20 protein-coding genes and 2 pseudogenes are annotated in these 23,580 nt (G+C 69.6%); 5 read left to right on the forward strand and 17 right to left on the reverse strand.

The window, feature by feature from the left end; translation table 11 throughout:
* Positions 1–14: 14 nt before the first annotated feature.
* The 5 genes from ACTJK8_RS01555 to ACTJK8_RS01575 form a co-directional block, all read right to left on the reverse strand.
* Positions 15–182, reverse strand: a complete 168-nt coding sequence (locus tag ACTJK8_RS01555) for a hypothetical protein (protein WP_164891327.1) — start codon at positions 180–182, stop codon at positions 15–17.
* 172 nt (positions 183–354) lie between these two features.
* On the reverse strand, positions 355–1,095 hold the full coding sequence (locus ACTJK8_RS01560) for a phosphatase PAP2 family protein (RefSeq protein ID WP_029358525.1): 741 nt from the start codon (positions 1,093–1,095) through the stop codon (positions 355–357).
* 9 nt (positions 1,096–1,104) lie between these two features.
* Positions 1,105–2,394, reverse strand: a complete 1,290-nt coding sequence (locus ACTJK8_RS01565; protein ID WP_043373228.1) for an MFS transporter — start codon at positions 2,392–2,394, stop codon at positions 1,105–1,107.
* Positions 2,395–2,511: 117 nt separating this feature from the next.
* On the reverse strand, positions 2,512–5,670 hold the full coding sequence (locus tag ACTJK8_RS01570) for a multidrug efflux RND transporter permease subunit (RefSeq protein WP_440761414.1): 3,159 nt from the start codon (positions 5,668–5,670) through the stop codon (positions 2,512–2,514).
* A 25-nt stretch (positions 5,671–5,695) separates the two neighbouring features.
* Entirely contained in the window at positions 5,696–6,856 is a 1,161-nt protein-coding gene (locus ACTJK8_RS01575) for an efflux RND transporter periplasmic adaptor subunit (protein WP_058621131.1), read from the reverse strand.
* Between the two features lie 167 nt (positions 6,857–7,023).
* On the opposite strand from ACTJK8_RS01575, the gene ACTJK8_RS01580 reads away from it, so the two are divergent.
* The gene (locus tag ACTJK8_RS01580) at positions 7,024–7,557 is read left to right on the forward strand and encodes a TetR/AcrR family transcriptional regulator (protein WP_012317310.1); all 534 of its coding nucleotides are present in this window, start codon (positions 7,024–7,026) and stop codon (positions 7,555–7,557) included.
* A 191-nt stretch (positions 7,558–7,748) separates the two neighbouring features.
* On the opposite strand, the gene ACTJK8_RS01585 is transcribed toward ACTJK8_RS01580, so the two are convergent.
* Positions 7,749–8,144 (reverse strand): hypothetical protein, encoded by a 396-nt coding sequence (locus ACTJK8_RS01585; RefSeq protein WP_139342576.1) that lies wholly within the window; start codon positions 8,142–8,144, stop codon positions 7,749–7,751.
* A gap of 446 nt (positions 8,145–8,590) precedes the next feature.
* Entirely contained in the window at positions 8,591–10,213 is a 1,623-nt protein-coding gene (locus ACTJK8_RS01590) for an adenylate/guanylate cyclase domain-containing protein (protein WP_440761415.1), read from the reverse strand.
* A 388-nt stretch (positions 10,214–10,601) separates the two neighbouring features.
* Between ACTJK8_RS01590 and ACTJK8_RS01595 the strand changes: the two are divergent.
* A pseudogene (locus ACTJK8_RS01595) lies at positions 10,602–11,042 on the forward strand (FAD-dependent monooxygenase); the annotation flags it as partial.
* An 88-nt stretch (positions 11,043–11,130) separates the two neighbouring features.
* Here ACTJK8_RS01595 and ACTJK8_RS01600 read toward each other — a convergent pair.
* Positions 11,131–11,295, reverse strand: a pseudogene (locus ACTJK8_RS01600) (MOSC domain-containing protein); the annotation flags it as partial.
* 363 nt (positions 11,296–11,658) lie between these two features.
* Here ACTJK8_RS01600 and ACTJK8_RS01605 point away from each other — a divergent pair.
* Entirely contained in the window at positions 11,659–11,943 is a 285-nt protein-coding gene (locus ACTJK8_RS01605) for a hypothetical protein (RefSeq protein ID WP_012317313.1), read from the forward strand.
* A 209-nt stretch (positions 11,944–12,152) separates the two neighbouring features.
* Here the strand turns inward: ACTJK8_RS01605 and ACTJK8_RS01610 are convergent, their stop codons facing one another.
* Together ACTJK8_RS01610 and ACTJK8_RS01615 are read right to left on the reverse strand one after the other, a co-directional pair.
* Complete coding sequence (locus ACTJK8_RS01610; protein ID WP_012317314.1) at positions 12,153–12,404, reverse strand: hypothetical protein; 252 nt, start codon at positions 12,402–12,404, stop codon at positions 12,153–12,155.
* Positions 12,405–12,548: 144 nt separating this feature from the next.
* Positions 12,549–12,806, reverse strand: a complete 258-nt coding sequence (locus ACTJK8_RS01615) for a hypothetical protein (RefSeq protein ID WP_440761416.1) — start codon at positions 12,804–12,806, stop codon at positions 12,549–12,551.
* Positions 12,807–13,590: 784 nt separating this feature from the next.
* Between ACTJK8_RS01615 and ACTJK8_RS01620 the strand changes: the two genes are divergently transcribed.
* Entirely contained in the window at positions 13,591–13,842 is a 252-nt protein-coding gene (locus ACTJK8_RS01620) for a hypothetical protein (RefSeq protein WP_012317316.1), read from the forward strand.
* Between the two features lie 436 nt (positions 13,843–14,278).
* Here ACTJK8_RS01620 and ACTJK8_RS01625 read toward each other — a convergent pair whose 3' ends face one another.
* From ACTJK8_RS01625 to ACTJK8_RS01655, 7 genes are all read right to left on the reverse strand, one after another.
* A complete protein-coding gene (locus tag ACTJK8_RS01625; RefSeq protein ID WP_081437735.1) occupies positions 14,279–15,634 on the reverse strand; it encodes a hemolysin family protein in 1,356 nt (451 codons plus the stop codon).
* Between the two features lie 315 nt (positions 15,635–15,949).
* On the reverse strand, positions 15,950–16,672 hold the full coding sequence (locus ACTJK8_RS01630; RefSeq protein WP_024827743.1) for an ABC transporter ATP-binding protein: 723 nt from the start codon (positions 16,670–16,672) through the stop codon (positions 15,950–15,952).
* Positions 16,665–18,713 (reverse strand): branched-chain amino acid ABC transporter ATP-binding protein/permease, encoded by a 2,049-nt coding sequence (locus ACTJK8_RS01635; RefSeq protein WP_051252236.1) that lies wholly within the window; start codon positions 18,711–18,713, stop codon positions 16,665–16,667. Before ACTJK8_RS01635 ends, ACTJK8_RS01630 begins: the two co-directional genes overlap by 8 nt.
* A gap of 38 nt (positions 18,714–18,751) precedes the next feature.
* The gene (locus ACTJK8_RS01640; protein WP_010682997.1) at positions 18,752–19,624 is read right to left on the reverse strand and encodes a branched-chain amino acid ABC transporter permease; all 873 of its coding nucleotides are present in this window, start codon (positions 19,622–19,624) and stop codon (positions 18,752–18,754) included.
* Positions 19,625–19,727: 103 nt separating this feature from the next.
* Entirely contained in the window at positions 19,728–20,939 is a 1,212-nt protein-coding gene (locus ACTJK8_RS01645) for an ABC transporter substrate-binding protein (protein WP_012317321.1), read from the reverse strand.
* A 278-nt stretch (positions 20,940–21,217) separates the two neighbouring features.
* Entirely contained in the window at positions 21,218–21,601 is a 384-nt protein-coding gene (locus tag ACTJK8_RS01650) for a tautomerase family protein (protein ID WP_127991796.1), read from the reverse strand.
* 356 nt (positions 21,602–21,957) lie between these two features.
* Entirely contained in the window at positions 21,958–22,842 is an 885-nt protein-coding gene (locus ACTJK8_RS01655) for a LysR substrate-binding domain-containing protein (protein ID WP_440761417.1), read from the reverse strand.
* 123 nt (positions 22,843–22,965) lie between these two features.
* Here ACTJK8_RS01655 and ACTJK8_RS01660 point away from each other — a divergent pair, with 123 nt between their 5' ends.
* Positions 22,966–23,361 (forward strand): tautomerase family protein, encoded by a 396-nt coding sequence (locus ACTJK8_RS01660; RefSeq protein WP_440761418.1) that lies wholly within the window; start codon positions 22,966–22,968, stop codon positions 23,359–23,361.
* The last annotated feature ends 219 nt before the right edge of the window (positions 23,362–23,580 follow it).

Raw genomic sequence — 23,580 nt, forward strand, 5'->3', positions numbered from 1 at the left:
GTCGTCCGCGCCAGTCAGACGGCCTGTGCCCGCCGCTTGGCCTTCTTCAGGCGCCGCAGACCGCGGATCGCGCGGACGAGGCGCTTGGCTTGCCGCTTCTCGCACGTCTCCGTGACAGCGCGGCCAGCGACCTTGACCATGAAGTGCCCGTCGGCAGCCTTCTCCTTGGTGACGTAGTGCATGGCGGGAACTCCTGCTGTCCGAGGTTCGGTTGCCGAACGGCCTGTCTCCGGAATTCGCGAGCGCGGCCCGCGTCTCTCGAGGAAGAAACGCGGTACCGGCGGGAAATAACGGCGTCGGGCGGCCTCGCAACCCGCCTCCCGCCTTCGTGATCCGGCCGAAGCAACCTCGCCGTCATCGCGCGGAGGCGGCGCCGGCCGCCGCGATCTCGGCCCTGGCGCGCCCGAGATCTTGCTGGAAACGGGGATCGCGCAGCAGTGCTTCCGCGATCACGGCCGCGGCGATCCGCCCGGCCTCCAGATCGGACGGGAAATGGGTCCCGGCGATCATCCGGTTGGCGCCGTAGCCGACCGCGAACGCGAACAGGGCCCGGCGCTTGGCCGGGACGAGCTGCGCCAGCACCGTCGCCGCGAGGTGGCCGAAGGTCGCGTGGCCGCTCGGGTAGGACGTGCTGTCGGAGCGGTGCCCGTACGTCGCGAGATCGGGCTCGAGCGTGTAGGGACGTGGCCGGCCGATGGCGGTCTTGGCGGCGAGCACGGCCAGTTCGCCGTCTTGGAACACGCGCTCGATCAGCGCGGCTGTGACGGGCATCGCCCGTGCCGTGAAGGCCGGTCCAAGAACCTCGGTGAAGCGGTCGAGCGTGCAGGGCAGGTTCGCCGTGATGCGGCGCTCGTCGTCAGGGGTGCGGGCACCGACGGCGGCCTCGACAGCCCGAAGATCCGCCCGCTGCATCTCGGAGTCCGCCTCGGGCGGCGGCGGCAAGACCCGCTGCAGCGCCAGCGCCTCCGGGTCGATGTAGGTGCTGTGCAGGGTGCCGGCGGCCGCCGGGGCAACCGCTGGGAGGGCGAACACGACGAGACCGGCGAGGCAGGCAGCCCGCGCGCGGCGCTCCGCACCGGTGATTCGACGCCTCATGATTCCTCCCTACGCGCCTCTCGACACGCCGCCGGGCACGAGACCCCGCAGCCACGCGCCCGGGCTGCCGCGCGGCGCGTCGGGGGCGCTCTCCGGCATCAGCAGCACCAGCACCGCGAGCGCCGCAACGGCCACCGCGGCGCAGGCGAGGTAGGCCGCGTGGAATCCGGCCGCCTGGACGAGGCTCCCGGCGATGACGAAGGACAGCGCCGCGCCCGCGCCCTGTAGGGTCCCGATCAGTCCGTGGGCGGCGTTGTAGCGGCCGGTCCCGCGGGTGATGTCGGCCATCACCAGGGGTTTGACCGCGCTCAGCAGCCCGGCGCCGACGCCGTCGAGGCATTGGACGGCGATGAGCCAGAACGGGTCGCGCCAGACGAGATAGAGCAGGGCCCGCGCGGGCAGGGCGGCGAAGCCGATCACCAGCAGCGGCTTGCGGCCCCAGCGCTCGGCCAGGCGGCCGACGAGGAGGCCCATCGGCACCATCACCGCCTGCGCGCCGATGATGCAGACGGAGACGATGACGGACGACCAGTCCGGCCGGGTCTGGCCGATCTCCTGCGCCACCAGCGTCAGCAGCGGCGCGTTGGCGAAGTGGAACAGCATCACGCAGACCGCGAAGACCATCAGCGGACGGCAGGTCAGCAGCGTCCGCCAGCGCGTCGGCGCCGCGTCCGCCCCGCCTTCGCCGCCCCCGCGGGCCCGCCGCGCGTCGATCGCCCGGCGGGGTATCGCGTAGAGCGCTGCAGCGGAGACGATCGCGCAGGCCGGGACGAGCAGGAAGACGGCGCGGTCCGGGAACAGCCAGCCCACGAGGCCGATCAGTCCCGCGATGGCCACGTTCCCTGTCCGCTCTAAGGCCGCGTTGCGGCCGAAGCGCCGGGGCAGTTTCCCGGCCGGGAACAGCCCGAGGGTCAGCGTCGCGATCGTCGGGCTGAGCATCCCGCCGACCGCGGCGAGGACGCAGGAGGCGGCGAGGACGGGCCAGAAGTGCGGCGCCACGGCGACGAGCACGGTGGCGAGTGACAGGGCCACGAGCGCCCCGAGCAGGATCCGCCGCTTGTCGCCCACGGCGTCGATGGCGGTCCCGATCGGCGTCTGCGCCGCGATGCCGATGATCCCCGACACCGTGCCGACGAGCCCGACCGCGGCGTCGTCCCAGCCGCGATGCACAAAGAGGTACACGTTCAGATAGGGCTTGATCGCCCCATTGACGTCGATGAGCAGGAGATTGAGCAGATCGAGGGCTCGGGCGACGGACGGTTCCCGCGGGGCCGGATCCGTCCCTCCTCGCTCGCTCATGTCCTGCGTCAACCGGCTGGCTCCCTTTTCAGCCAACCTAGGGCACCGGGCGCCGGCCCGGAGGGGGCGGCCCACTTCCGGACGGTCACCGGGAGGGCCCGTCGCCGCGAACGCGGCTCAGCGCGACGTCTCCGGCGTTCCTGGGGCGCCCGCCCGCGCGCCGCCATCCGCCGGACTCGGGGCGGTGCGGGCGCCCATGGCCCGGGCGATCAGCACGTAGAAGAGCGGCGTGGCGAACACGGCCAGCACGGTCGCGGTGACCATGCCGCCGAGCACGCCCGTGCCGATGGCGCGCTGGCTGTTCATGCTCGCGCCGTTGGCGACCGCGAGGGGCACTACGCCGAGGATGAAGGCGAACGAAGTCATGATGATCGGCCGGAAGCGCAGCTCGCAGGCCTCCAGCGCCGCCGCCTGGACGGGGCGGCCCCGCGCCACGAGGTCCTTGGCCACCTCGATGATCAGGATCGCGTTCTTCGCGGTCAGGCCGATCACGGTGATCAGGCCGACCTTGAAATAGACGTCGTTCGGCATGTCGCGGACGAGCATGGCGAAGATCGCCCCGACCACGCCCGTCGGCACCACGAGCAGCACCGCCAGCGGGATGGCCCAGCTCTCGTATAGCGCCGCGAGGCAGAGGAAGACGCAGACCAGCGCCAGGGCCAGCAGGTAGGTCGCTTGGCTGCCCGAGAGCTTCTCCTGCAGCGACTGACCGGTCCAGGCGAAGTCGAAGCCCGGCGGCAATTGCGCGGCGAGGCGCTCCATCTCGGCCATGGCGTCGCCGCTGGCGTAGCCCGGCGCGGCGCTGCCGGAGATCTTGATGCTCGGGTAGCCGTTGAAGCCGACGATCTGCGACGGCCCCATCGTCCAGGCAATTCGTGCGAAGGACTGGAGCGGCACCATCTGCCCCTTGGCGTTGCGCACGTTGAGGTCGAGCAGGTCCTCGGCCCTCATGCGGCGCCCGGCCTCCGCCTGCACGATCACGCGCTGCATGCGCGCTTGGTTCGGGAAGTCGTTCACGTAGGCCGAGCCGAGGCTCGTCGAGAGCGCGTCGTTGATGTCGGCGAAGGTGACGCCGAGCGCGTTCGCCTTCTGACGATCCAGGGTCAGCTCGATCTGCGGGGCGGTCGGCAGGCCCTCGACGTAGACGCCCTGGAGGATCGGGCTCTGCTGGGCCGCCTTGAGCAGCTGGTCGCGCGCGGCGGCCAGTGCGGCCTGCCCCTGCTGCGCCCTGTCCTGCAGGCGGAAGGCGAAGCCGCTCGAATTGCCCAGGGCCTCGATGGCCGGCGGCGACAGCGCCATGGCGATGGCGTCCGGCAGGCCGCCGAGCACCGCGTTGGCCCGGGCGCTGACCGCCTCGGCGCCGTTGCCGGGACCGCGCTCCGCCCAGTCCTTCAAGGTGACGAAGGCGATGGCGGCGTTCTGGCCCTGGCCCGAGAAGCCGTAGCCGAGCAGCGTCGTCCGCGCTGCCACCGCCGGCTCGGCTCCGAAATGGTCCTCGATCCGCCGGACCACGTCGAGGGTGCGCCCCGCGGCCGATTCCGGTGGCGTCTGCGCGTCGACGATGACGTAGCCCTGGTCCTCGATGGGCAGGAAGCTCGTGGGCATGCGCAGGTAGCCCCAGCCGAGGGCCGCTACGAGGGCCGCGTAGACGAGGAGCGCTCGCACGGGCCGGCGCAGCATCCCGGCGACGCCGGACCGGTAGGCCCGCGTGCCAGCCTGGAACCGGCGGTTGAACCAGCCGAAGAAGCCGCTCTCGGCGTGGCCCTGGCCGGCCTCGACGGGCCTGAGCAGCGTCGCGCAGAGCGCGGGCGTCAGCGACAGCGCCAGGAAGGCCGAGAAGGCGATCGAGGTCGCCATGCTGACCGCGAACTGGCGGTAGATCACCCCGACCGAACCGGGGAAAAAGGCGAGCGGCACGAACACGGCGACTAGCACCGCGGTGATTCCGACGATGGCGCCGGTGATCTGGCCCATGGCCTTGCGGGTCGCCGCCGTCGGAGGCAACCCCTCCTCGGCCATGATCCGCTCGACATTCTCGACGACCACGATGGCGTCGTCCACGAGGATGCCGATGGCCAGCACCATGCCGAACATCGTCAGCACGTTGATCGAGAAGCCGGCGACGAGCAGCGCGCCGCAGGTTCCGAGCAGCGCCACCGGCACGACGATGGTCGGGATCAGGGTGTAGCGGATGTTCTGCAGGAACAGGAACATCACCGCGAAGACCAGCGCCATCGCCTCGGCGAGCGTCATCAGCACCTTCCGGATCGACACCTCGACGAAGGGCGTCGTGTCGTAGGGCACCGTCACGCTGACATTGGCCGGCAGCGTGCGCTGGAGCTTCGCGATCCGCGCCTTCACGCCGGTCGCGGCCGCGAGGGCGTTGCCGCCGGGCGCGAGCTGGATGCCGATGCCGGCGGCCGGGCGGCCGTCCTGGCGAGTCTGCATCGCGTAGGACTGGCCGCCGAGCTCGACCTCCGCCACGTCGCGCAGGCGCACGAGCGAGCCGTCCGGGTTGGCGCGCAGCACGATCTCGGCGAACTCGGCCACCGTGGTCAGCTGGCCCTTGACCAGTACGTTCGCGGCGATGCGCTGGCCCTCCGCCGCCGGCTGGGCGCCGACGGTCCCCGAGGCGACCTGGGCGTTCTGCGCCTGGACCGCGGCCGTGACGTCGCCCGGCACCATGCCGAGCCCGACGAGCTTCACCGGATCGACCCAGATCCGCAGTGCCTTCTCGGACGAGAACAGGGTCGCGCGCCCGACGCCGGGCACGCGCCGCAGCTCGCCCAGGATGCGCCGCGCGGCGAGGTCGCCGAGATCGCTCTCACTCAGGGATCCGTCGCGGGAACTGACCACGACGAACTGCAGGAAGCTCGTGCTGGCCTCCTCGACGATGATGCCCTGCTGGGTGACCGCCCGGGGCAGGCGCGCCTCGACGCGCTTGATGCGGTTCTGGACCGCCACGGTGGCTCTCGACGGGTCCGAGCCAGGCGCGAAGGACGCGAGGATCTGCGCCTGCCCCGACGTGTCGCTCGTGGACTCGAAGTACATCAGCCCGGGGATGCCGTTCAGCTCCTCCTCGATGATCCGGGTGACGCCGTCGTAGAGCCGCTCGGGCGGCGCGCCCGGGTAGATGGCCGTCGTCTGGATCGTGACCGGGGCGACGTCCGGGTACTGCGAGATCGGCAGGAAGACGATCGAGATCGCGCCGACCAGCACGATGAAGATGGAGATCGCCCAGGCGAAGATCGGGCGCTCGATGAAGAAGCGGGTCATGGCGGGTCGAGCCTGCGTGACGGAGTCAGGGCTGCGGGGCGGCGGTGGCCGTGCGGCCGCCCGCCCACGGCACCGGATTGACCGCCAGGCCGGGATGGATCTTCTGGAAGCCCTCGACGACGACGGTCTCGCCGGGCTTCAGCCCGTCCTCGACGATCCAGCCGACCTCGGTCATCGCGCCGGTGCGCAGGGGCCGCAGGGCCAGCACCCGGTCGGCGCCGACCACGAAGGCCTGGGCCTCGCCGGCGCTGGAGCGCTGGATCGCCTGCGCGGGCACGATGACGGCGCCCGGCTGCACCCCGCGCGCGACGCGGATCCGAACATAGGCGCCGGGCAGCAGGGAGAGACGCGGGTTTGCGAAGGCGGCGCGCAGGCTGACCTGACCGGTGCCCGGATCGACGCTCACGTCCGAGAACAGGAGCTTGCCGGGATCGGCGTGCAGGGTGCCGTCCGCGTGGACCAGCCGGACCTCGGCGCCTCCGGCCCCACCGCGGTCCGCCAGCAACCCGTAATCGGACGCGGAGGCGTTGAAGTCGGCGAAGATCGGGTCGACCTGCTGGATGACCGCGAGCTTCGTCGCCTCGCCCTGGCCGACGAGCGCGCCCTCCGTCACGAGCGCCCGCCCGATCCGCCCGCCGATGGGTGCTCGAACGGTGGCGAAGTCCAGGTCGATCCGGGCCCGGTCAAGCTGCGCCCTGGCACTCGCCACGTCGGCCTCGGCCTGTCGCAGGGTCGCGACGGCGACGTCGTGCTGGGCGGTGCTGGCCGCCTGCCGCTCCAGCAGCGTCTCGGTCCGCTCCGACTGCTTCAGCGCCTGCACCCGCGACGCCTCCGCTCGGGCGAGGGACGCGGCCTTCGCGTCGACCTCGGCCTTGTAGACGGCCGGGTCGATGCGGAAGAGGACGTCGTCCTTCTCGACGAGGCTGCCTTCCTCGAACGCGCGCTCCCGGATGATGCCCGAAACCTGGGCCCGGACCTCCGCCACCCGCGTCGAGGCGAGGCGCCCCGGCAGGTCGAAGAGGCGCGGCACGGTCGCGGGCGTCACGGTCGCGACCGACACGTCCGGCGGTGGCGTCTCGACCGCGGCCGTGTCGGTGGCGGCGGGCTTGCAGCCGCTCAGCGACGCGCTCACCACGAGCGCGACGAGGGTCGGGCGCCGGAAGCCGCGCGCGGTCGAGATCGACATGGACCAAAATGCTCCTTCCACTGAGCGGGATCCGGCACACCGGTCCGCCGGCCCCTGAAATCCGGCCCGCGTCGGCGCCACGAGGGTGTCGCACCGCTTCGGCGCTTGCGCCTTGGCGGCCGGCTGTTTAATTCCATCCGTATGGATTGAAAAGGGGAAAGGTCTGGATGGGGCGGCCGCGGAGCATCGACCGGGACAAGGTCCTCGACATCGCCGAGCGGATCGTGCGCGAGGAGGGGGCGACGGCGTTGACCTTCGACGCCGTGGCGCGGGCGGCCGGGATCACCAAGGGTGGCCTGCAATACTGCTTCGGCAGCAAGGACGATCTGGTCGCCGCCATGGCCGACCGCTGGCTGGCGGGCTTCGACGCGGAGGTCGCCCGCCACACACCGGCCGACGGGACCCGCGTGGACCACGTGCGCGGCTACGTGACGGCGTCGGCACGGATCGACGAGGCCACACAGACCAAGATCGCCGGCATGCTCGTGAGCTTGCTGCAATCGCCGAAACATCGGGAGCAGGCGCGCGGCTGGTACGCGGCGTGGCTGACGCGCCTCGAACCCGGCTCCGAGGCGGAGCGGAGGGCCCGCGCGGCCTTCTTCGCCGCCGAGGGCGCCTTCTTCCTGCGCAGTCTCGGCCTCGTGGCGTTGGACCAGGGCCAATGGGACGCCGTCTTCGACGACATCCTCGCGCTCCTCTGAACCTCCGGGATCCGGAGCGACGACCGGACCGCACCGCTCTAGACTCGCGGGCAAGGTGGCTGCCGCTGAGGAACACCTCCCGGGCCGGCTGATCCGGCCGCTCGATCCCCTCGAACAGCAGGCGCATCGCCTGGTGCCGATCTCGGCGACTGGCTGCTCGATCACGGTGAGGGCCGGCCCAGCGAGCTCGGTCAGGGCTCGTTGCCGAAGCCGTTAGGTGCGAGGTGGCGCGGGAGCACGAGGTTCACGGCCTTGGCCGCCCGCACGGCGCTCGTCGGGATGAGCCCGTTCGGGACGACGCGCGCCACCGGCTGGCCGGGCTCCTCGAGCCAGCGCGTTGCCTCCTCCCTCGCGGCCGCCGCGTTCGGGGCGACACTCCGGACCTGCAACGCCAGACCGTGCCGCCCCATGGCCTCCAGATAGGCGGCGCGGCGCTCCTGCGCGGCCGAATTCGACGATCCGAACAGGCTGTCGATCCGACGCGGGTTGTGACCGGGCGTGCCGCGGTGCTCAGCGGCCTGTCGGCGATGATCCGGTTCGGCCGCTCGGGCATAGCCCGGTTCGACCAGATCGTGTGGCGGCCGCATCCCGGGGAGATCTGTGGCCTGACGCCGCTCCGCGTCGCGATGGCCGGCACATCGGGCCGGCCCGTCGGGGAGCCCTCCCTGGAGATCGGCGCCCGGTAGACCGGCACCTTCGCGGGCCGGCCGCTCGACGCGGTCGCTGTCGTCTTCGAGAGGCGAGCCTGCGGCCCGCTCGCCCTGTCCAGCATCGCCCGGACGCGGAGCGCGCCGGGACCGGTCCACGAGATCCCGAGCAGGCCATGATGGAGCTGGATCCGGGGATCCAGATCAACCCGGGGCTCCGGCTGCCACCGAAGCGCCAATACATCGACGATCCGGATCAGACCCGATTTCCATTGCGCCACAGAAACATACCGGACACCTCCGTGGTCGGCGCCAAACCGTCGGTTGATCTCTTCTCCCTCGTGAGGCTCGCGGGGACCTGGCAGCTCGTGACCGCTGGCCGGACGTCAGCTGGCCGCGGAGGGCCGGGGGCCGGCCTCCGGTCGGGCGCCCGCGCCGATCATCCGGCGGTCGACGGCGGCGAGGGTATCGAGCAGGCGCTTCCGGAGCCGCGCCGCACCCTCCAACTCGAGCGCGTCCACGTCGACGTAGAAGTCGATCCCCCGGGCGTGCTCGGAGAAGATCGTCTCGGTCGCCTCGGCGGTGAGGTCGCCCTCGACGGCGTAGGGGACGACCTCGCGGCTGATGCCCTTCATGCGGATCGGCTCCTGCGGGCTCGCCTGGACGATATCGCTCACCAGCGCGTAGGTCTCGTAGCTCAGGGTGATGCCGCCCGGCATCGCGGCCGCCTGGAGGCGGGCGGCGAGGTTCGCTTCCGCGCCGATGATCGTGTAGTCCATCCGCTCGTCGCTGCCGAAGTTGCCGACGTTGCAGTAGCCCGTGTTGATCCCGATCCGCGCCTGGAACGGGCGCTCGATGCCGGACCGCCGCCAGCGGGCATTGAGCTGGCCGAGGCGCGTCTGCATCTCGATCGCCATCCGGACGCAGGCCTGCGCGTCCTCGCGGACGCCCCGGCTCTCCGGATCGCCGAAGAAGACCAGCATCGCGTCCCCGATATACTTGTCCACCGTGCCGCCGTGCTTGACCGCGATGGCGGTCATCTCGGTCAGGTACTCGTTGAGGAGTGCGGTCAGCTCCTCGGGCTGCAGGCGCTCGGTGGTGGCGGTGAAGTCCTTGATGTCGGAGAAGAAGATCGTCAGCTTCTTGCGCTCGGTCGCCACCGACACGTCCCGCTCGCCGCTGAAGATGCTCTTGTAGACCTGGGGCGAGATGTACTTCGCGATCTGCACCGAGACCGACGCCAGAAAGCCGTTGGACTCGGTCAGCTCGCGATTCATCCGGTCGATGAGGCGCGACTGTCGCGCCTGCAGCAGCAGGACGGTGGTGCCGGCGAGCGCCGCCAGGATGAAGTAGCCGAGCAGGTACTTGAAGGCGAAGACGTTGGCGGCGATCGGCTGGTGCAGGACGATCTCTTGGATGCCGCGGACGTCGCCGACCTTCCAGTCCGTCTTCGGGCTCAGGGGATGGGCGTTGTGGCAGCGCACGCAGGCGGATTCCATGCGGATCGGCGCCGCGATGCGCACCTGCCGATCGAAGATCGATCCCGTCGTCTCGCTGACAAATCCGGTCTGGGGACGGGCCCGGAGGTCCGCCAGCGCCTGGACCTCGAACGCGTCGAGATCGTGCGGCTTGCGGTCCTTGAACGGGAGATCGGAGACGAAGCGATACTTCACCGCGCCGTCCCCGCCGCTGATCCGCTCGCCGAGCTCCAGGGAGAGCGTCGCGGGGATCGGGATCGCGTTCGGTACGCCCTTGTAATCGTGCCGCGTCTCGACCCGGCCCGTCGCCGCGTTGACCGCCTGGACCACGTCACTGGCGTAGAAGCTGCGCATCTGATCGATGATCCGGCCGGTCTCGATCGCCTGCGTGGCGAGCATGCGCTCGGACAGGCCGCGCAGGTCGAGCCACACCGCGACCGGCAGCCCGACCAGGCCGAACAGGATCGCCGCCACGAGGAGCGGCCCCATGAATCGCTGCTGGCGCGCGACCGACTCGTCAAAACCCGACATCACCCACAACCCCGAGGCACCACCACATAGCCCCTTGCTTGGCTCCTTCCATATACAGGCAATTCTTTGCCGGGACGTATTTACTTTCCGTCCGCGACGCGGACCGCGGCGCCAATTCAGTGTCTGTGAGACATGAAGTCAACAGAGTCTATCAACCACAAGATGTCGTGCTGCGCGTGGACAGCCGCGCCGGACACCGAGACCTGGCGCCAGGCCGATCGCCGCCGGCTCGGCACACCGTCGTCCGGTTCGCTCAGATCGCTCCGGGCCCTCCCAGCATGGGATTTCGCGAACGGCCCCTATAGTCGGCGCCTCGAGTGTCTGATCGCGAGGACGCGGGACCGGACGGAGAACCGTGTCGCTGCAGCGTCGACCCGGGGAGGGTGCGATGGCGGATGTTCCGATCGTCGGGGCCGGACCGGTCGGCCTGCCCCTCGCCTGCGAACTCGCCCGGCACGGGGCGCGCTGCCGGATCGTCGACGGCGCGGCGCAGCCGTCGCCCTATTGCCGCGCGATCGGGGTCACCCCGCGCACCCTCGAAGTCTGGGAGGACATGGGCCTCGCCCGCGAGATGATCGACGCGGGTCTCTGGCTCACGGGTCTGCGCACGGTTCTCTACGGCCAGCCGCCGGTCGACGCGCTCAGTCCGCCCCTGGACCTGCCCTACGCGTCGCTCGAACTTCCGCAGTCCGAGACCGAGCGTGTCCTGACCCGCCACCTGGAGCGCTGCGGCCTGCGGGTCGAGCGCGGCCTGCGCCTGACCGCCCTGGAGCAGGACGATGCCGGTGTCCGCGTGCGACTGCAGGATGACGGCGGAGCGGTCGCGGAGGCGGGCTTCTGCTACGTCGTCGGCTGCGACGGCGCCCACAGCACGGTCCGGCGCCCTCTGGCTGACTTGCAGGGGGGGCGGAGCCGACACGGGCTATGTCGCCGATACAGACGTATCGCTCGGTCCAGCCTGTCGCCGCGACGTTCTCGCCGAGAGCGCCCAGTGGGGAGCGCGGCGGATGATCGCCGATCTCCGAGGCCAAGGCGGCGTGATTGTCCTGCGGATACGGATGGAGCGTCTTATCAGAGTCGCCACGGTAGCGGAGGTCGGACGCTTGCCGGGCCGGCTTCTGCGACCGTCCCTAGAGGCTCCACGAGGCTCTGGGGCTCCGCGGCAACCGCCGCATCCGGCGGAGCGAGGGGCGAGACAGGTGTTCCGCCGAGGCGCGCGATCGCCGTCACCCTCGGCAAGGTCGGCGTCGTCCCGGTTCGGTGCTCGATCTCATCGGAGCGCGGCGACACCGCGGCCTCGGTCCGGGGGCGATCGTTGAGGCAGGCACGTGCGATGGAGGCTCGTCCTGTTCCGATGCTTGGAGAGGATCATCCGGCGGTTCGGCGATGGCCGGAACGGTCGTGTCGCAGGTGCATTCTCTTCCGGATCGAAGAGGAGCATCAGCATGCGCATCATTGGACAAGCATCCGTCATCGCTCTCGTGACACTCATGAGCGTCGGCGCGGCTGAGGCGAAGGGCTGCATCAAGGGCGCGATCATCGGCGGTCTGGCGGGCCATTACCTGGCCGAGCGCGGCGTCGTCGGCGCCGTCGCCGGCTGTCTCGGCGGCCGCTACCTCGCCAACCGGCAGGCGCGACGCAGGGAGATCGAGTACGGCTCGCGGGTCCAGCCGCGCGACACCGGTTACGGCGCGCCCCAGGCCTACCCGCGCCGGTCCTACAGCTACTGATAGACAGCGGGGGCGGCTCGGGCCGCCCCCGCACCCCTCGTGGTCGAACCGGCACGTTCCGTGCGCGGCGGGAACTCCGTCAGACCATCGGAAGGCTGATCCCATGCACCGAGACGAGCCGACGGCGTGCCGGTTCGCCCAGCGCGGAGGCGCGGTCACCCCGGTGAGGGCAGCCGCTCCGGTCTTCGAGTTCCGACCGGTCGGTTCGGTCAGCCCTTCTTGCCCTGCTTGTAGCTCTGAATAGCGCCCTGGCAGCCCGGCGAGAGTTTCGCCATGTTCTTCTCGAAACAGGCCTGCGTCTCGGCCCCCTCGTCGGGCGGCATGTCACCGCAGAAGGTCGTAAAGTCGCCCATGCATTGCTGCTGAAGCGTCGCCTTGTCGTCGGCCGACATAGGGGCGGCGAGAGCCGCCGTGGCCGCCACGGACAGAAGCAGGGCGGTCGTAATCAGACGTACCGGCATGGTGATGCTGTTCCTCGCGTCGATGAACCGCTCAGAAAGCCGAAGGGGCGGGAAACCGTTGCATGCGATGAACCGATCGCGACCATAAAAAACGAAGGGGCGCCCGGCTGGGCGCCCCTCTGAGCCACTTGTGTTCCAGTCCGATCAGTCGTCCCAGTCGCCATCGTGGTGGCCGTAGCCGTACCCGCGACGCTCGATCACGCGAACACCCGGACGATCCCAGTCACGGTGGCCGAAGCGGACGCCGCGATAGCCGTCGCGGTAGCCCTCGCGCACGATCACGCGGGAATGGCCGTAACCCGGTTCGTAGCCGTAGCCGCTACCCCACTCGTGGGCCTGAGCGGCGGAGGCGGCGCCCAGGACCGCCGCGCCGGCGGTCAAGGTCATGACGAGCTTGTTCATGATCAATCCTCTAGCTGCGATTTCAGCAAAAAATGCAGAAGGCACTTATCGCGTTCCATCGAGGGCAATTTTCATCATCCAGCGTTGTTCATCCGAAATTCATGTTCATCCGCGTCCCGGTTCCGAGCCCAAGCTCGGCCACGCGTGTTCGAAATCTTCACGTGACCGGTCTCTGCTCAGGCCGACCCAGCCGGCCGAAAGCTCCGGACGGGACGAAGTCTCTGTCAGCGACGGGTGACGGTCGTGTCGCTTCCGACGCTGCCAGCCCCGCCGCCGCCGCTCTGCGTGGTCAAGCCGGTCGACTACGTTCCGCCGAATTTCGTCTCGTGGCCGGCTGCGCAGCCGGACGCGCCGGATCTTCCGGCAAAGCGCCCACGATGCTGCATCTCGCGGCCTGGAGACGTGGACGATGCGCCCTGTTTCGTAGCGCCTGCGCTGGCCCCGAGAGCCAGGGTAGCGAGGACGATAATCGGCAAGCGTGGCATCGCGCATCTCCTGTTCTGGAGGCACTCACGGCAGCTTCGCCGAGACCGTTCCAGGGACCCGCGCCACCTTCGATGTCGTGAAAGCACGCAGTCACGCTCAGCACGCGCGTTTCGGGCATCGCGATGCGGGTAGACCGCGGTCCGGATCTGCGCTCGGTCTCGCGTGATGCCAAATACTGCAGCGTTGCTCGCGGGAATGCCGGGCTTTAGCCACGCCTTCGTTACGCCCGGGAACGGTTCGGTGCCGGACGCCGTATCTGGACTGACGCGGGGCAATCCCCGCTACGAGGGAGCCATCCATGATCCGCACGCCAACGTTGATCCTCCTCGGCACACTGGCGCTGGCCGGGGGTATTCTCGGGTCCTCGTCGGCCGCCATGGCCGATCCGCCCTGGGCCCGCGGGGAGCGCGGCTTCCGGCACGGCGGCCCGCCACCCTGGGCGCCCGCTCACGGCTATCGCCGCCAGCACGAATTCGGCGGGTACGGCCGCCGGGATGCGCGGTTCTACGAAGGGCGACGCTACGGCGGTTACCGCTACGATCGTTACTGAGCGACGGGCCGCTCGCGCGGCGGTGCTGCCCGGAGCATCCAGCCTCGCCTGGCCGCGTCGACCAGACGATTGCACACCAGCGCTGCGTCGTAAAACGCTGACGGGACGAGGCGAGCACCGTCGCTTCGGCCGTCTTCGAGCCGCGCGGGCACGCCCTCTGGCAAAGGGCGCTCGTCGAGCGCTTCGGCGAGACCCGCTCCGGCCTCGGCTCGGACTTCGACGGGGCCGTCGTCTCGAACGCCATCCGCTCGATGGCCGGCACGCAGGCGACCTTCCGGGCCCTCGCCGCGTGAGGATTCGGGCGGGCCCTGATGGGGAACCCCGCGCTCGGGATCTGGATGCGCGTCTTGGAGCGGATGATCGGCTGATCGTCAGGCGACGGCCGGGTGGACTAACGGGGCGAGCGCCGCACTCTCCTCAACCCGACGACCCGCGCTCACGCCGTCCCGGTCAGCGCCCGCCCCGGCAATCGGGTGGCCAGGACCTTGTCGATGCGACGGCCGTCCATATCGACCACCTCGAGGCGCCAACCCTCCGCGACGAGGGCGTCGCCCGCCGCCGGGATGCGGCCGAGCTGGAAGATGACGTAGCCGGCCAGCGTCGTGTAGTCGTCCGTGTCGGGCGGGTCGGTGAAGGCGAGGCGCTCGAACGCGTCCTCGGCCGGCATCATGCCGTCGATGAGGAGCGAGCCGTCCTCGCGCTCGACCACGGCCGGATCCTCCCCGATCTCGGGAATGTCGCCCGCGATGGCCTCGAGGAGATCCGTCTGCGTGACGAGCCCCTCCAGGCTGCCGTACTCGTCGACGATCACCGCCAGCTGCACGGGGTTGCGCTGGAAGCTCTCCAGCGCCGTGAGGACCGTCATGCCCTCGTGGACGACGTTCGGCGGCCGCATGGCGGCGGCGATGTCGAGGGGCTGCCCGTCGAGGATCTGATCGAGCAGATCCTGCTTGCGCAGCACGCCGACGACCTCGTCGATGCCGCCGCGGCTCACCAAGACATGGGCGTGGCTGCAGGCGCGGACCGCCCGCGTGATCTCCTCGGGCGATCCGTCGAGGTCGACCCACTCGACCTCGTGGCGCGGCGTCATGATCTCGCGGACCCGCCGATCTCCCAATCGGAAGATGCGCTCGACCGCTTCCTGCTGCGCCTCGCGGATGAGGCCGGCCTCGCGGCTCGCCTCGACCAGAAGATTGAGCTCCGCCGTCGAATGGTGCCCACCTTCGCCGTGGCCGGGCTGCAATCCGCACAGGCGCAGGACGCCGTTGCCGAGGCCGTTCAGGAACAGGATGGCCGGGCGGAACACGAACAGGAATACGCTGAGCGGGCGGATCACCGCGAGGGCCGTGCGCTCGCTGCGCTGGAGCGCGAGGCTCTTCGGTGCCAGCTCACCCAGCACGATGTGCAGCGCCGTTATGATGACGAACGAGATCACCACCGCGACCGTGTGCGCGGCCGCCGTGGAGAGCATGTCCGGCAGCCACGTCAGGGCGGGCAAGATCAGGTGGGCCAGCGCCGGCTCGCCGACCCAGCCCAGCGCGAGGGACGAGATGGTGATGCCGAGCTGAGTCGCCGCGAGGTGGGCGTCGAGGTGGTCAGTGGCCCAGAGCAGCGCCTTCGCGTTCACGCGCCGCTCGGCGACGAGTTCGGCCACGCGGCTCCTGCGCACCGCGACCAGGGCGAATTCCGCTGCCACGAAGAAGCCGTTCGCCAGAACCAGGGCGAGGACGGCAAACAACCCTAAGGCAGTCGCCCAACCGTCGTCCAAAATCGACACCTCCCTTGTGGCCATCGTGCCGCCAGCGTCCCGACGGTCTGTACAGGAGAGAGGCCGCGCGGCCTACGGGCTTCCGGGCCCGAGCGGCCTCGGCGTTGTCGCCGACGAACCACGGGACACCTCGGCGGGCTGCCTCTGGCCCAGACCGATCCTGCAGGTGATCGAGAGCGCACCTATCAGCGGGGTGATGCGGCCGGTCGCGAGGCGGCTTCGAGCTTCGCAGACGGCGGTGCGCCGGGCATCGCCCGCCGGCTCCGGGGATCGGTTCATCCCCGCGCGCCGAGACTCGGGGCGCCCTTGCCCCGCGGCACGAGCCCGCCCCTCGCGGTGTCAGTGGCTGCCGCCGAGATACGCCGCCCGCACGGCCGGATCGTTGCGCATCTGCTGGGCCGGGCCCTGGAAGCGGATCCGCCCGTTCTCCAGCACGTAGGCGTGGTCGGCGACGCCGAGCGCCGCCATGGCGAACTGCTCGACGAGCAGCATCGTCACCTGCTCGGCCTTGAGCAGCCGGATGATCCGGAAGACCTCCTCCACGAGCTTCGGGGCGAGACCCATCGAGGGCTCGTCCAGCAGGAGGATCTCGGGCCGCAGCATCAGGGCCCGGCCCATGGCGAGCATCTGCTGCTCGCCGCCGGATAGGGTACCGGCGAGCTGCGTGCGCCGCTCCTTCAGCCGCGGGAACATCTCGAAGGCGCGCTCGCGGTCGGCCGCGACGTCGCCCTTCGGGCGCGAGCCGGTGAGCCGCGGGAAGGCGCCGAGCGTCAGGTTGTCCTCGACCGAGAGCGTCGGGAAGACCCGCCGGCCCTCCGGCGAGTGCGCGAGGCCGAACCGGGCGACATCGTGGCTGTCGAGGCCGCCGATCTCGCGCCCGTTCAGGCGGATCGAGCCCGCCCGCGGACGGATCATGCCCGAGAGGGCGCGCATCGTGGTGGTCTTGCCGGCGCCGTTGGAGCCGATCAGCGCCACGACCTGACCCTTCGGAACCTGGAAGTCGAGGCCGTGCAGGACCTCGACCTGGCCGTAGCCGGCCGACAGACCCGTGACCTCAAGCATGGGTCATCTCCTCGTCGGCGACGGGACTGCCGAGATAGGCCTCGACCACCTTCGGATCGGCCTGGACCTCGCGGGCGCTGCCCTCGGCGATCTTGTGGCCGAAATCGAGGACGCTGACGCGGTCGCAGAGCCCCATGACGACATCCATGTGGTGCTCGATCAGGATGACGGTGATCCCGGCGTCGCGGATCTTGCGGATGATCGCCGTCAGCTCGGCGATGTCGGGGGCGGTCAGGCCCGCGGCGGGCTCGTCGAGGAGAAGGAGCACCGGGTCGAGGGCGAGCGCCCGCCCGATCTCGAGGAGGCGCTGCTTGCCGTAGGGCAGGTTGCGCGCCTCTACCTGTGCCAGGGCGCCGAGGCCGACGAAGTCGAGGATCGCCATGGCGCGGGCGCGCTGCTCCCGCTCCTCCCGGCGCCGGCGGGGCGTGCCGAGGATCGCGTCCAACAAGGTGCCGCGGAAGCTGTGGTGGAGCCCGACCAGCACGTTCTCCAGAGCCGTCATCTCGCGGAAGAGCTGCACGTTCTGGAAGGTGCGGGCGACGCCGGCGGCGGCGATCTCGGAAGGCGTGCGCCCGTCGAGGCGCTTCGTCCCCTGGCCGCGCGCGAGCGTCACGCTGCCGCCGGTCGGCCGGTAGATGCCGGTGAGCACGTTCATCATCGTGCTCTTGCCGGAGCCGTTGGGGCCGATCAGGCCGTGGATCGTGCCCGGCCGCACGGTGAGGTCGACGCCCGCCAGGGCCTTGAGGCCACCGAACTGCATCAGGGCCTGCTCGACGGAGAGGAGCGGGTCGGCGCCCCGGTCGCCGCTCTGCACGCTGAGCGCCGCGCCCTCGGCGTGGAGGCTCTTGCCCTCGGCGGTGTGGGCCGGGCGCAGGGCGGGGATCTTCTCGCGGAGGAAGCCCACGATCCCGTCCGGCAGGTAGTAGACCACGAACAGGATCATCAGGCCGAACACGGTCAGCCGGAAGTCGGTGACGGATTCGAGCGCGAGCGTCGCCGGGAAGAAGGCGAGGCAGAGTCCGACCGGCACCAACAGGGCGTACCGGTTCTCCCGGCGGCGCAGGAAGGCGAGCCCGCCCACCACCAGCGCCGCGGCGGCGATGATCCCCGCCATGATCCGGACGAGGCCGATATCGGCGAGCACGTTCGGCATCATCACGATGATTGCCGAGCCGATGATCGGCCCTGCCCGCGATTTGCGGCCGCCCATCGTCACGGCCAGCAGGAACAGCACGGTCAGCTCGAACCCGTAGGAGTTCGGCGCCACGTAGCGCTCCGACCACGCGAACAGCGCGCCAGCGAGGCCCGCCAGCGCCGCCGAGATCACGAAGGCGTAGACCTTGTAGCGGTAGACGCTCACGCCCATGCAGTCGCAGGCGATCGGCGAGTCGCGCAGAGCCTCGAAGGCGCGACCATAGGGCGAGCGCACCACCCGATTGACCACCAGGATGGTGGCCAGCAGCGCCAAGCAGACGAGATAGTAGAACTCGAGCTTGCGCCCGGCCGCGCCCCAGGGGGCCTGCAGGCCGAGGAGCGAGAAGTCGAGGACGCGGGCCGGGGGCAGGGTGATGCCCAGCGGGCCGTTGGTCAGCGGCGTCAGCTCATTGATGAAGATCTGGACGATCGTGCCGAAGGCCAGCGTCACCATGGCGAGGTACGGGCCGGTCACCCGCAGGGCCGGCACGGCCAGCAGCACGCCGAAGGCGGAGGTCACGCCGATCCCGGCCAGGATGCCCCACCAGATCCCGAGCTTGAAGTGCAGGAACAGCACCGCCGCCGAGTAGGCACCGACACCGAACAGTCCGGCATGGCCGAGGCTCACCTGGCCGGTATAGCCGACCACGATGTCGAGCCCGAGGATCAGGATCGCGTAGATGGCGATCACCACCATCAGGTGGATGTAGTACGAGCTCGTGACCACGTGCGGGAACACGGCGAGGCCGACGACCAGCAGCACGGCACCGAGGACGCCCATGTGGCGCGACAGGCTGGGGGCGGCGGCCGGGATCGGCGCGTCGGTGGGGGCGAGAGTCTGCGCCATGGCTCAGGCTGCCGTGAGGGTTGCGCGGGCGGTCACGGTCAGACCTTCTTGATGACGGCCTTGCCGAACAGGCCGACCGGGCGGATGGAGAGGACGACGAGAAGCAGGATCAGGCCCGGCACGTCCTTGTAGCCGGTCGAGATGTAGAAGCCGGTCAGCGTCTCCGCGACGCCGAGGATCAGGCCGCCGACGATGACGCCGAGGCCGGATTCGAGACCGCCGATGATCGCCACCGCGAAGGCCTTGAGGGCCAGGACCGAGCCCATGGTGGCGCCGGTCAGGGTGACGGGCGCCACCAGCACGCCCGCGAAGGCCGCCGTCATGGCGCTGATCGAGTAGGAGAGGGTGATTACCTTCTGGGTGTTGATGCCCATCAGCCCGGCGGCGTCGATGTCGTTGGAGGTGGCGACCACCGCCTTTCCCCAGATCGACTTGCGGTTGAAGATCTCCACCGCGAGCATCATCAGCAGTGCGCCGGCGACGATCAGCAGCTCCATCGGCAGGATGCGCACACCGCCGACCTGCAGCGCCGTCTCGGGGAGCGGGGAGGGGAACTTCAAGTCGTCGCGACCCCAGATGTTCTCGGCGACGTTCTTGAAGATGATGCCGAGCGCGATGGTCGCCATGATCCACCCGTACTCGGACTTGATCTTCACGGCGGGACGCACGCCGAGGCGCTCGACCACCGCACCGAGGGCGAAGCCGAAGACCAGGACCAGCGGGATCATCAGCCAGTAGCCGACGAACGGTACCAGGGTGAGCCCGAACAGGGCCCCGAGCGCCAGGGCCTCGCCCTGGCCGAAATTGAGCGTCTTCGAAGTCGCGAAGGTGAGCTGATAGCCGAAGGCAATGGCGGCGTAGATCATGCCGACCGCGACGCCGGAGGCGATGAGCTGGAGCAGGATTTCCATGGGATCGCTGTCACCGGAGGGACGTCCGGTCGCGCGGCGAGGGCCGCGCAACCGTGCTGCGTAGCGGCGGCCGCGCCTGGGAAGGCGCGGCCTCACCGGAGCCTCAGTTCGAGGACTTCTCCTTGACGCGGACCACGCCCGCGTTCTTGGCGTCCTCGTCCTTCGCGTAGACGATCTTGCCGTCCTGCACCTTCCCGAACACGACCATGTTGCGCGAGATCGCGTTGTGGTCCTTGGCGGTGAAGGGCTTGTCGTAGGTAGTGACGACGCCCTCGACCTTCTCGTTCAAATTCTCCAGCGCCGTGCGGATCTTCGCGCCGTCGGTGCCGCCGGCCTGCTTGATCGCCGCGGCCAGCAGGTAGATCGAGTCGTAACCCTGGGCGCCGGCCACGGGTGTCGGGATCTTCGTCACGCCGTAGGTCTTGTAGTAGTTCTCCAGGAACGCCTTGCGCTTCGGCAGGGTCTGATCCTCGATGAAGGTCTGCGGCATGATCACGCCGTTGCCGTTCGTGCCGGCGATGTCGATGAAGCTCTGCATCGAGGACGGCCAGCTGGTGATCATCGGGACCTTCCAGCCGAGCTTGGCCATGCCGTTGGCGATCTGGGCCAGCTCCGGCCCGATGCCGTAGGCGAGGATCACCTCGGCGCCGGCCTGCTGCGCCTTCAGCAGCTGGGCCGTCATGTCGACGTCCTTGATGTTGAACTTCTCGACCGCGACGGGCTTCACGTTCTTGGTCGCGAGGTACTTCTCGATGTCCTCGCGGCCTAGCTGACCGTAATTGGTCGAGTCGGCGAGGATCGCGATCTTCTTGTGGCCCTGGGCGAGCGCCTCGTCGACCATCAGGCCGGCCTGGAGCACGTCGTAGGCGGAGTTCCGGAAGACGTAGTTCGCGTCGTAATCCGGCTCCTTGAACTGGTTGGTGATGATCGTCCCGGTCGCGACGTTGTTGAAGACGGGAATCTCGGCTTCCTGGTAGAAGCGCTGGGCGGCCAGCGCGACGCCGGTGTTGATGAACCCGACGGTGGCGACCACCTTCTCCTTGTTGATCAGCTCCTGAGCGACCTGCGCACCGACCTCGTTCTTGGCCTCGTCGTCGCGCTCCACGAGCTGGATCGGCCGGCCGAGCACGCCGCCGGCCTTGTTGATCTCGGCGGCGGCGAGCTTGGCGCCGTCCCGCATCGAGACACCCATCGAAGACGACCCACCCGTGAAGGGGCCGCTCAGCCCGATCTTGATCGGGTCCGCGGCCCGCGCCGGGGCCGACACCATCGTCAATAACAGCACCGCGGCTGCAGCGCGACCTGCGAAGACCATCGTTTCCTCTCCAAGATTCCGCACGCGCGGTGTGCCCTTCGACGTGGCACTCTGGAAGGCTGATCTCCCGACTCAGGTCGAGCCGTCAAGCTACCATTTTGCTGGATCCCAGACGATTAATACAGATTGTCGGTCTGGGACGACCGAAAAGCTGCAGGTGAGCAAATTTACGGCAGGTCGTCGCTGACGGCGGATTAAGCGCGGAGGGCGTACGTGATGGAGGCGCCGCCGGCCGGGGTGATCTACTCTCAGAGGCGTCTCACGCTTCGGGCGCTCGCTCATGGACGCGCTCGCTCCGCCTGGGTCAGCCCATCGTATCCCCAGCTGTCCTTCGGCACCTCGTGGATGACGATATAGGACACTTCGGTCAGATCGGCCCCGAGAACAGTCTTCAGAAGCCTGTTCGCCTCGGCGATGAAGCGCGATTTCTCGTCGGCCGTGTTCGTGCCGGCGCTGACGGTGGCATCCACCTGCGCGACGCGGGAAACCGGCTCGCCGCCGACGCGCCATCCCGCCAGGGGTACTTCTTCGACCAGCACCCCGACGAGAGGGCCGACCTTGTGCAGGATGTCGACCATCAGTCGGGTGATGCCCGCCTGGATCGACGCGATCTGGTCTCGCGCCAGCGGCCGGCCCGCGATTTTGACGTTGATGAAGGGCATGGACGCCGCTCTCGCTGTTCGAGACCGCCCGAGCGGTCCGCGACGCAGGTCTAGCGGACAGGTCGAGTTCGGAAAATTCGGAATTTCTCTGGAGATACTTCGGCAAAATCGAACGCTACGACATCGAGCCGGAGCGTCGCGACGCGGGCTGACAGCGGTGCACCGGTGAACGAGCGGGCCCCTTCCAACCGATCGATACGCGATCCGTCGTCGCGATCCGGGTCCGCGACCGCGCTGGGACGGATCACCTCCACCGAAGGTCGATCTCTCCGTTGACACCCGTCACGACGGCGATTCCCGATTTCCCGGGAGCAGCCGCTATTCTCGGCGAGGACTGAGCGAAGGAAGTCTCCGCCTCACGCCACGTGAGCGCCGATCGTTTCGAGAAGGATATCGGTCAAGCGCGCGACGGCCGGCGACAGCTCGGCTTCCGCCTGATGGAGCGTCAGAGCGGCGTCCGGGAGGGGTGGCAGGCCGGTCGCGGCGGGGTCGAGGACGCTCAGCGTCTTCGGCAGGCCGACCGCGGTGCGCGCGGTGATGCCGAGGCCACCCTCGGCTGCGGCCCAGAGGCCCGAGAGGCTGGGGCTCGTGAAGACCAGCCGCCAGGGCAGGCCGCGAGCGTCCAGGGCAGACACGGCCGCGGACCTGAAGGTGCACGGCGGGGCGAAGGCCGCGAGGGGAACGGGTTCCCGCCCGAGACCTGCGAGACCCGGCCAGTCCGGCGGACCGATCCAGCGGATCGGCACGTCCGCAACCCGCTGCGCGTGAGGGGCGCCGCCGCCGTCGCCCCAGACCAGCGCCACGTCGAGCTCGTCCTTCAGGGCCTTCTCGATGAGCTGCGCGCCGAGCCCGACCTGCACCTCGATGCGCACCCTCGGATAGGCCCGCGAGAACCGCTTGAGCACGGCCGGGAGCCAGCTCTCGGCGAAATCCTGCGCGAGGCCCAGCCGCGCCCAGCCTTCGAGTTCCGTTCCGCGCAGTCGGTCGACCGCCTCGTCGTTGAGCTCCAGAAGCCGCTTCGCGTAGCCGAGCATGCTCTCGCCGGCGGCTGTCAGCGCGAGGCCGCGTCCGGCCTTCTGCACGAGCGGCCGCCCGACCTGCTCCTCCAGCTTCCGGAGCTGGGTGCTGACGGCGGATTGTGACCGTCCCAGCCGCTCGGCCGCGCGGGCGAAGCTGCCGAGCTCGAACCCGGTCACGAAGGTTCTGAGCACGTCCATGTCGAGATTGGTGCGCGCGGCCATCGTTCGGTTTTACGGAAGGTTCAATTTCGAAGATTCAAATATTCCGGACGATGATGGGCAGGTATCGGGGAGGCGTCAAGCCGGCCGGATCGTGCCGAGAGACGTCGCTGGAGACCGTCATCTATGCCTCTCGTTCGGATCTCACTCATAAAGGGCAAGTCATCGGAGCATATCCGCGCCCTCTCCGACGGCGTTCATCGCGGGCTGCGCGACGCCTACGGCGTACCGGCTGACGACCGCTTCCACCTCATCCACCGGCACGCGCCGGACGAGCTGATCTACGATTCCGAGTATCTCGGGCTGCACCGCACGGACGACGTGGTGATCATCCACATCGTCGCGGGGAACTGGCGGGACACGGCGCAGAAGAAGGCGCTCTACAGGGCGATCACCGACAACCTCGTCGCCGATCCAGGCCTGCGTCCGGAAGACGTGCTCATCGTCTTGTCGCCGAACGCGCGCGACGAGTGGTCCTTCGGCAACGGCTTGGCGTCCTACGTCCAGAACGACGTGCGCTGACCCGACCGGCGCGCCGCGCGGTGTAGGGGAGGGATGCCGTCTCGTTGGCTGGACTGCGGCGGTCTTCACACAGGCCGCCGCCGCACCCGCGGATGCCGCGGTCGAGGTCGCGATCGCCGCGTTCGCGAGGCACAGCTGCGCCGAGCATCTCGCGCCACCCTCCGCGATTGCGCCGACGGCGACGGCAGGCTCGCGGTCTCGGAGGCGACCGAGTCGCGG

This window comes from Methylobacterium sp. 22177 (genome assembly GCF_052045615.1).
Taxonomy (GTDB): Bacteria; Pseudomonadota; Alphaproteobacteria; order Rhizobiales; family Beijerinckiaceae; genus Methylobacterium; species Methylobacterium radiotolerans.

Bases quoted from the DNA above. Each gene is read 5' to 3' on its own strand.
- ACTJK8_RS01555 (WP_164891327.1), bottom strand. From the start codon at position 182: ATGCACTACGTCACCAAGGAGAAGGCTGCCGACGGGCACTTCATGGTC.
- ACTJK8_RS01560 (WP_029358525.1), bottom strand. From the start codon at position 1,095: ATGAGGCGTCGAATCACCGGTGCGGAGCGCCGCGCGCGGGCTGCCTGC.
- ACTJK8_RS01565 (WP_043373228.1), bottom strand. From the start codon at position 2,394: ATGAGCGAGCGAGGAGGGACGGATCCGGCCCCGCGGGAACCGTCCGTC.
- ACTJK8_RS01570 (WP_440761414.1), bottom strand. From the start codon at position 5,670: ATGACCCGCTTCTTCATCGAGCGCCCGATCTTCGCCTGGGCGATCTCC.
- ACTJK8_RS01575 (WP_058621131.1), bottom strand. From the start codon at position 6,856: ATGTCGATCTCGACCGCGCGCGGCTTCCGGCGCCCGACCCTCGTCGCG.
- ACTJK8_RS01580 (WP_012317310.1), top strand. From the start codon at position 7,024: ATGGGGCGGCCGCGGAGCATCGACCGGGACAAGGTCCTCGACATCGCC.
- ACTJK8_RS01585 (WP_139342576.1), bottom strand. From the start codon at position 8,144: ATGCGGCCGCCACACGATCTGGTCGAACCGGGCTATGCCCGAGCGGCC.
- ACTJK8_RS01590 (WP_440761415.1), bottom strand. From the start codon at position 10,213: ATGTCGGGTTTTGACGAGTCGGTCGCGCGCCAGCAGCGATTCATGGGG.
- ACTJK8_RS01605 (WP_012317313.1), top strand. From the start codon at position 11,659: ATGCGCATCATTGGACAAGCATCCGTCATCGCTCTCGTGACACTCATG.
- ACTJK8_RS01610 (WP_012317314.1), bottom strand. From the start codon at position 12,404: ATGCCGGTACGTCTGATTACGACCGCCCTGCTTCTGTCCGTGGCGGCC.
- ACTJK8_RS01615 (WP_440761416.1), bottom strand. From the start codon at position 12,806: ATGAACAAGCTCGTCATGACCTTGACCGCCGGCGCGGCGGTCCTGGGC.
- ACTJK8_RS01620 (WP_012317316.1), top strand. From the start codon at position 13,591: ATGATCCGCACGCCAACGTTGATCCTCCTCGGCACACTGGCGCTGGCC.
- ACTJK8_RS01625 (WP_081437735.1), bottom strand. From the start codon at position 15,634: ATGGCCACAAGGGAGGTGTCGATTTTGGACGACGGTTGGGCGACTGCC.
- ACTJK8_RS01630 (WP_024827743.1), bottom strand. From the start codon at position 16,672: ATGCTTGAGGTCACGGGTCTGTCGGCCGGCTACGGCCAGGTCGAGGTC.
- ACTJK8_RS01635 (WP_051252236.1), bottom strand. From the start codon at position 18,713: ATGGCGCAGACTCTCGCCCCCACCGACGCGCCGATCCCGGCCGCCGCC.
- ACTJK8_RS01640 (WP_010682997.1), bottom strand. From the start codon at position 19,624: ATGGAAATCCTGCTCCAGCTCATCGCCTCCGGCGTCGCGGTCGGCATG.
- ACTJK8_RS01645 (WP_012317321.1), bottom strand. From the start codon at position 20,939: ATGGTCTTCGCAGGTCGCGCTGCAGCCGCGGTGCTGTTATTGACGATG.
- ACTJK8_RS01650 (WP_127991796.1), bottom strand. From the start codon at position 21,601: ATGCCCTTCATCAACGTCAAAATCGCGGGCCGGCCGCTGGCGCGAGAC.
- ACTJK8_RS01655 (WP_440761417.1), bottom strand. From the start codon at position 22,842: ATGGCCGCGCGCACCAATCTCGACATGGACGTGCTCAGAACCTTCGTG.
- ACTJK8_RS01660 (WP_440761418.1), top strand. From the start codon at position 22,966: ATGCCTCTCGTTCGGATCTCACTCATAAAGGGCAAGTCATCGGAGCAT.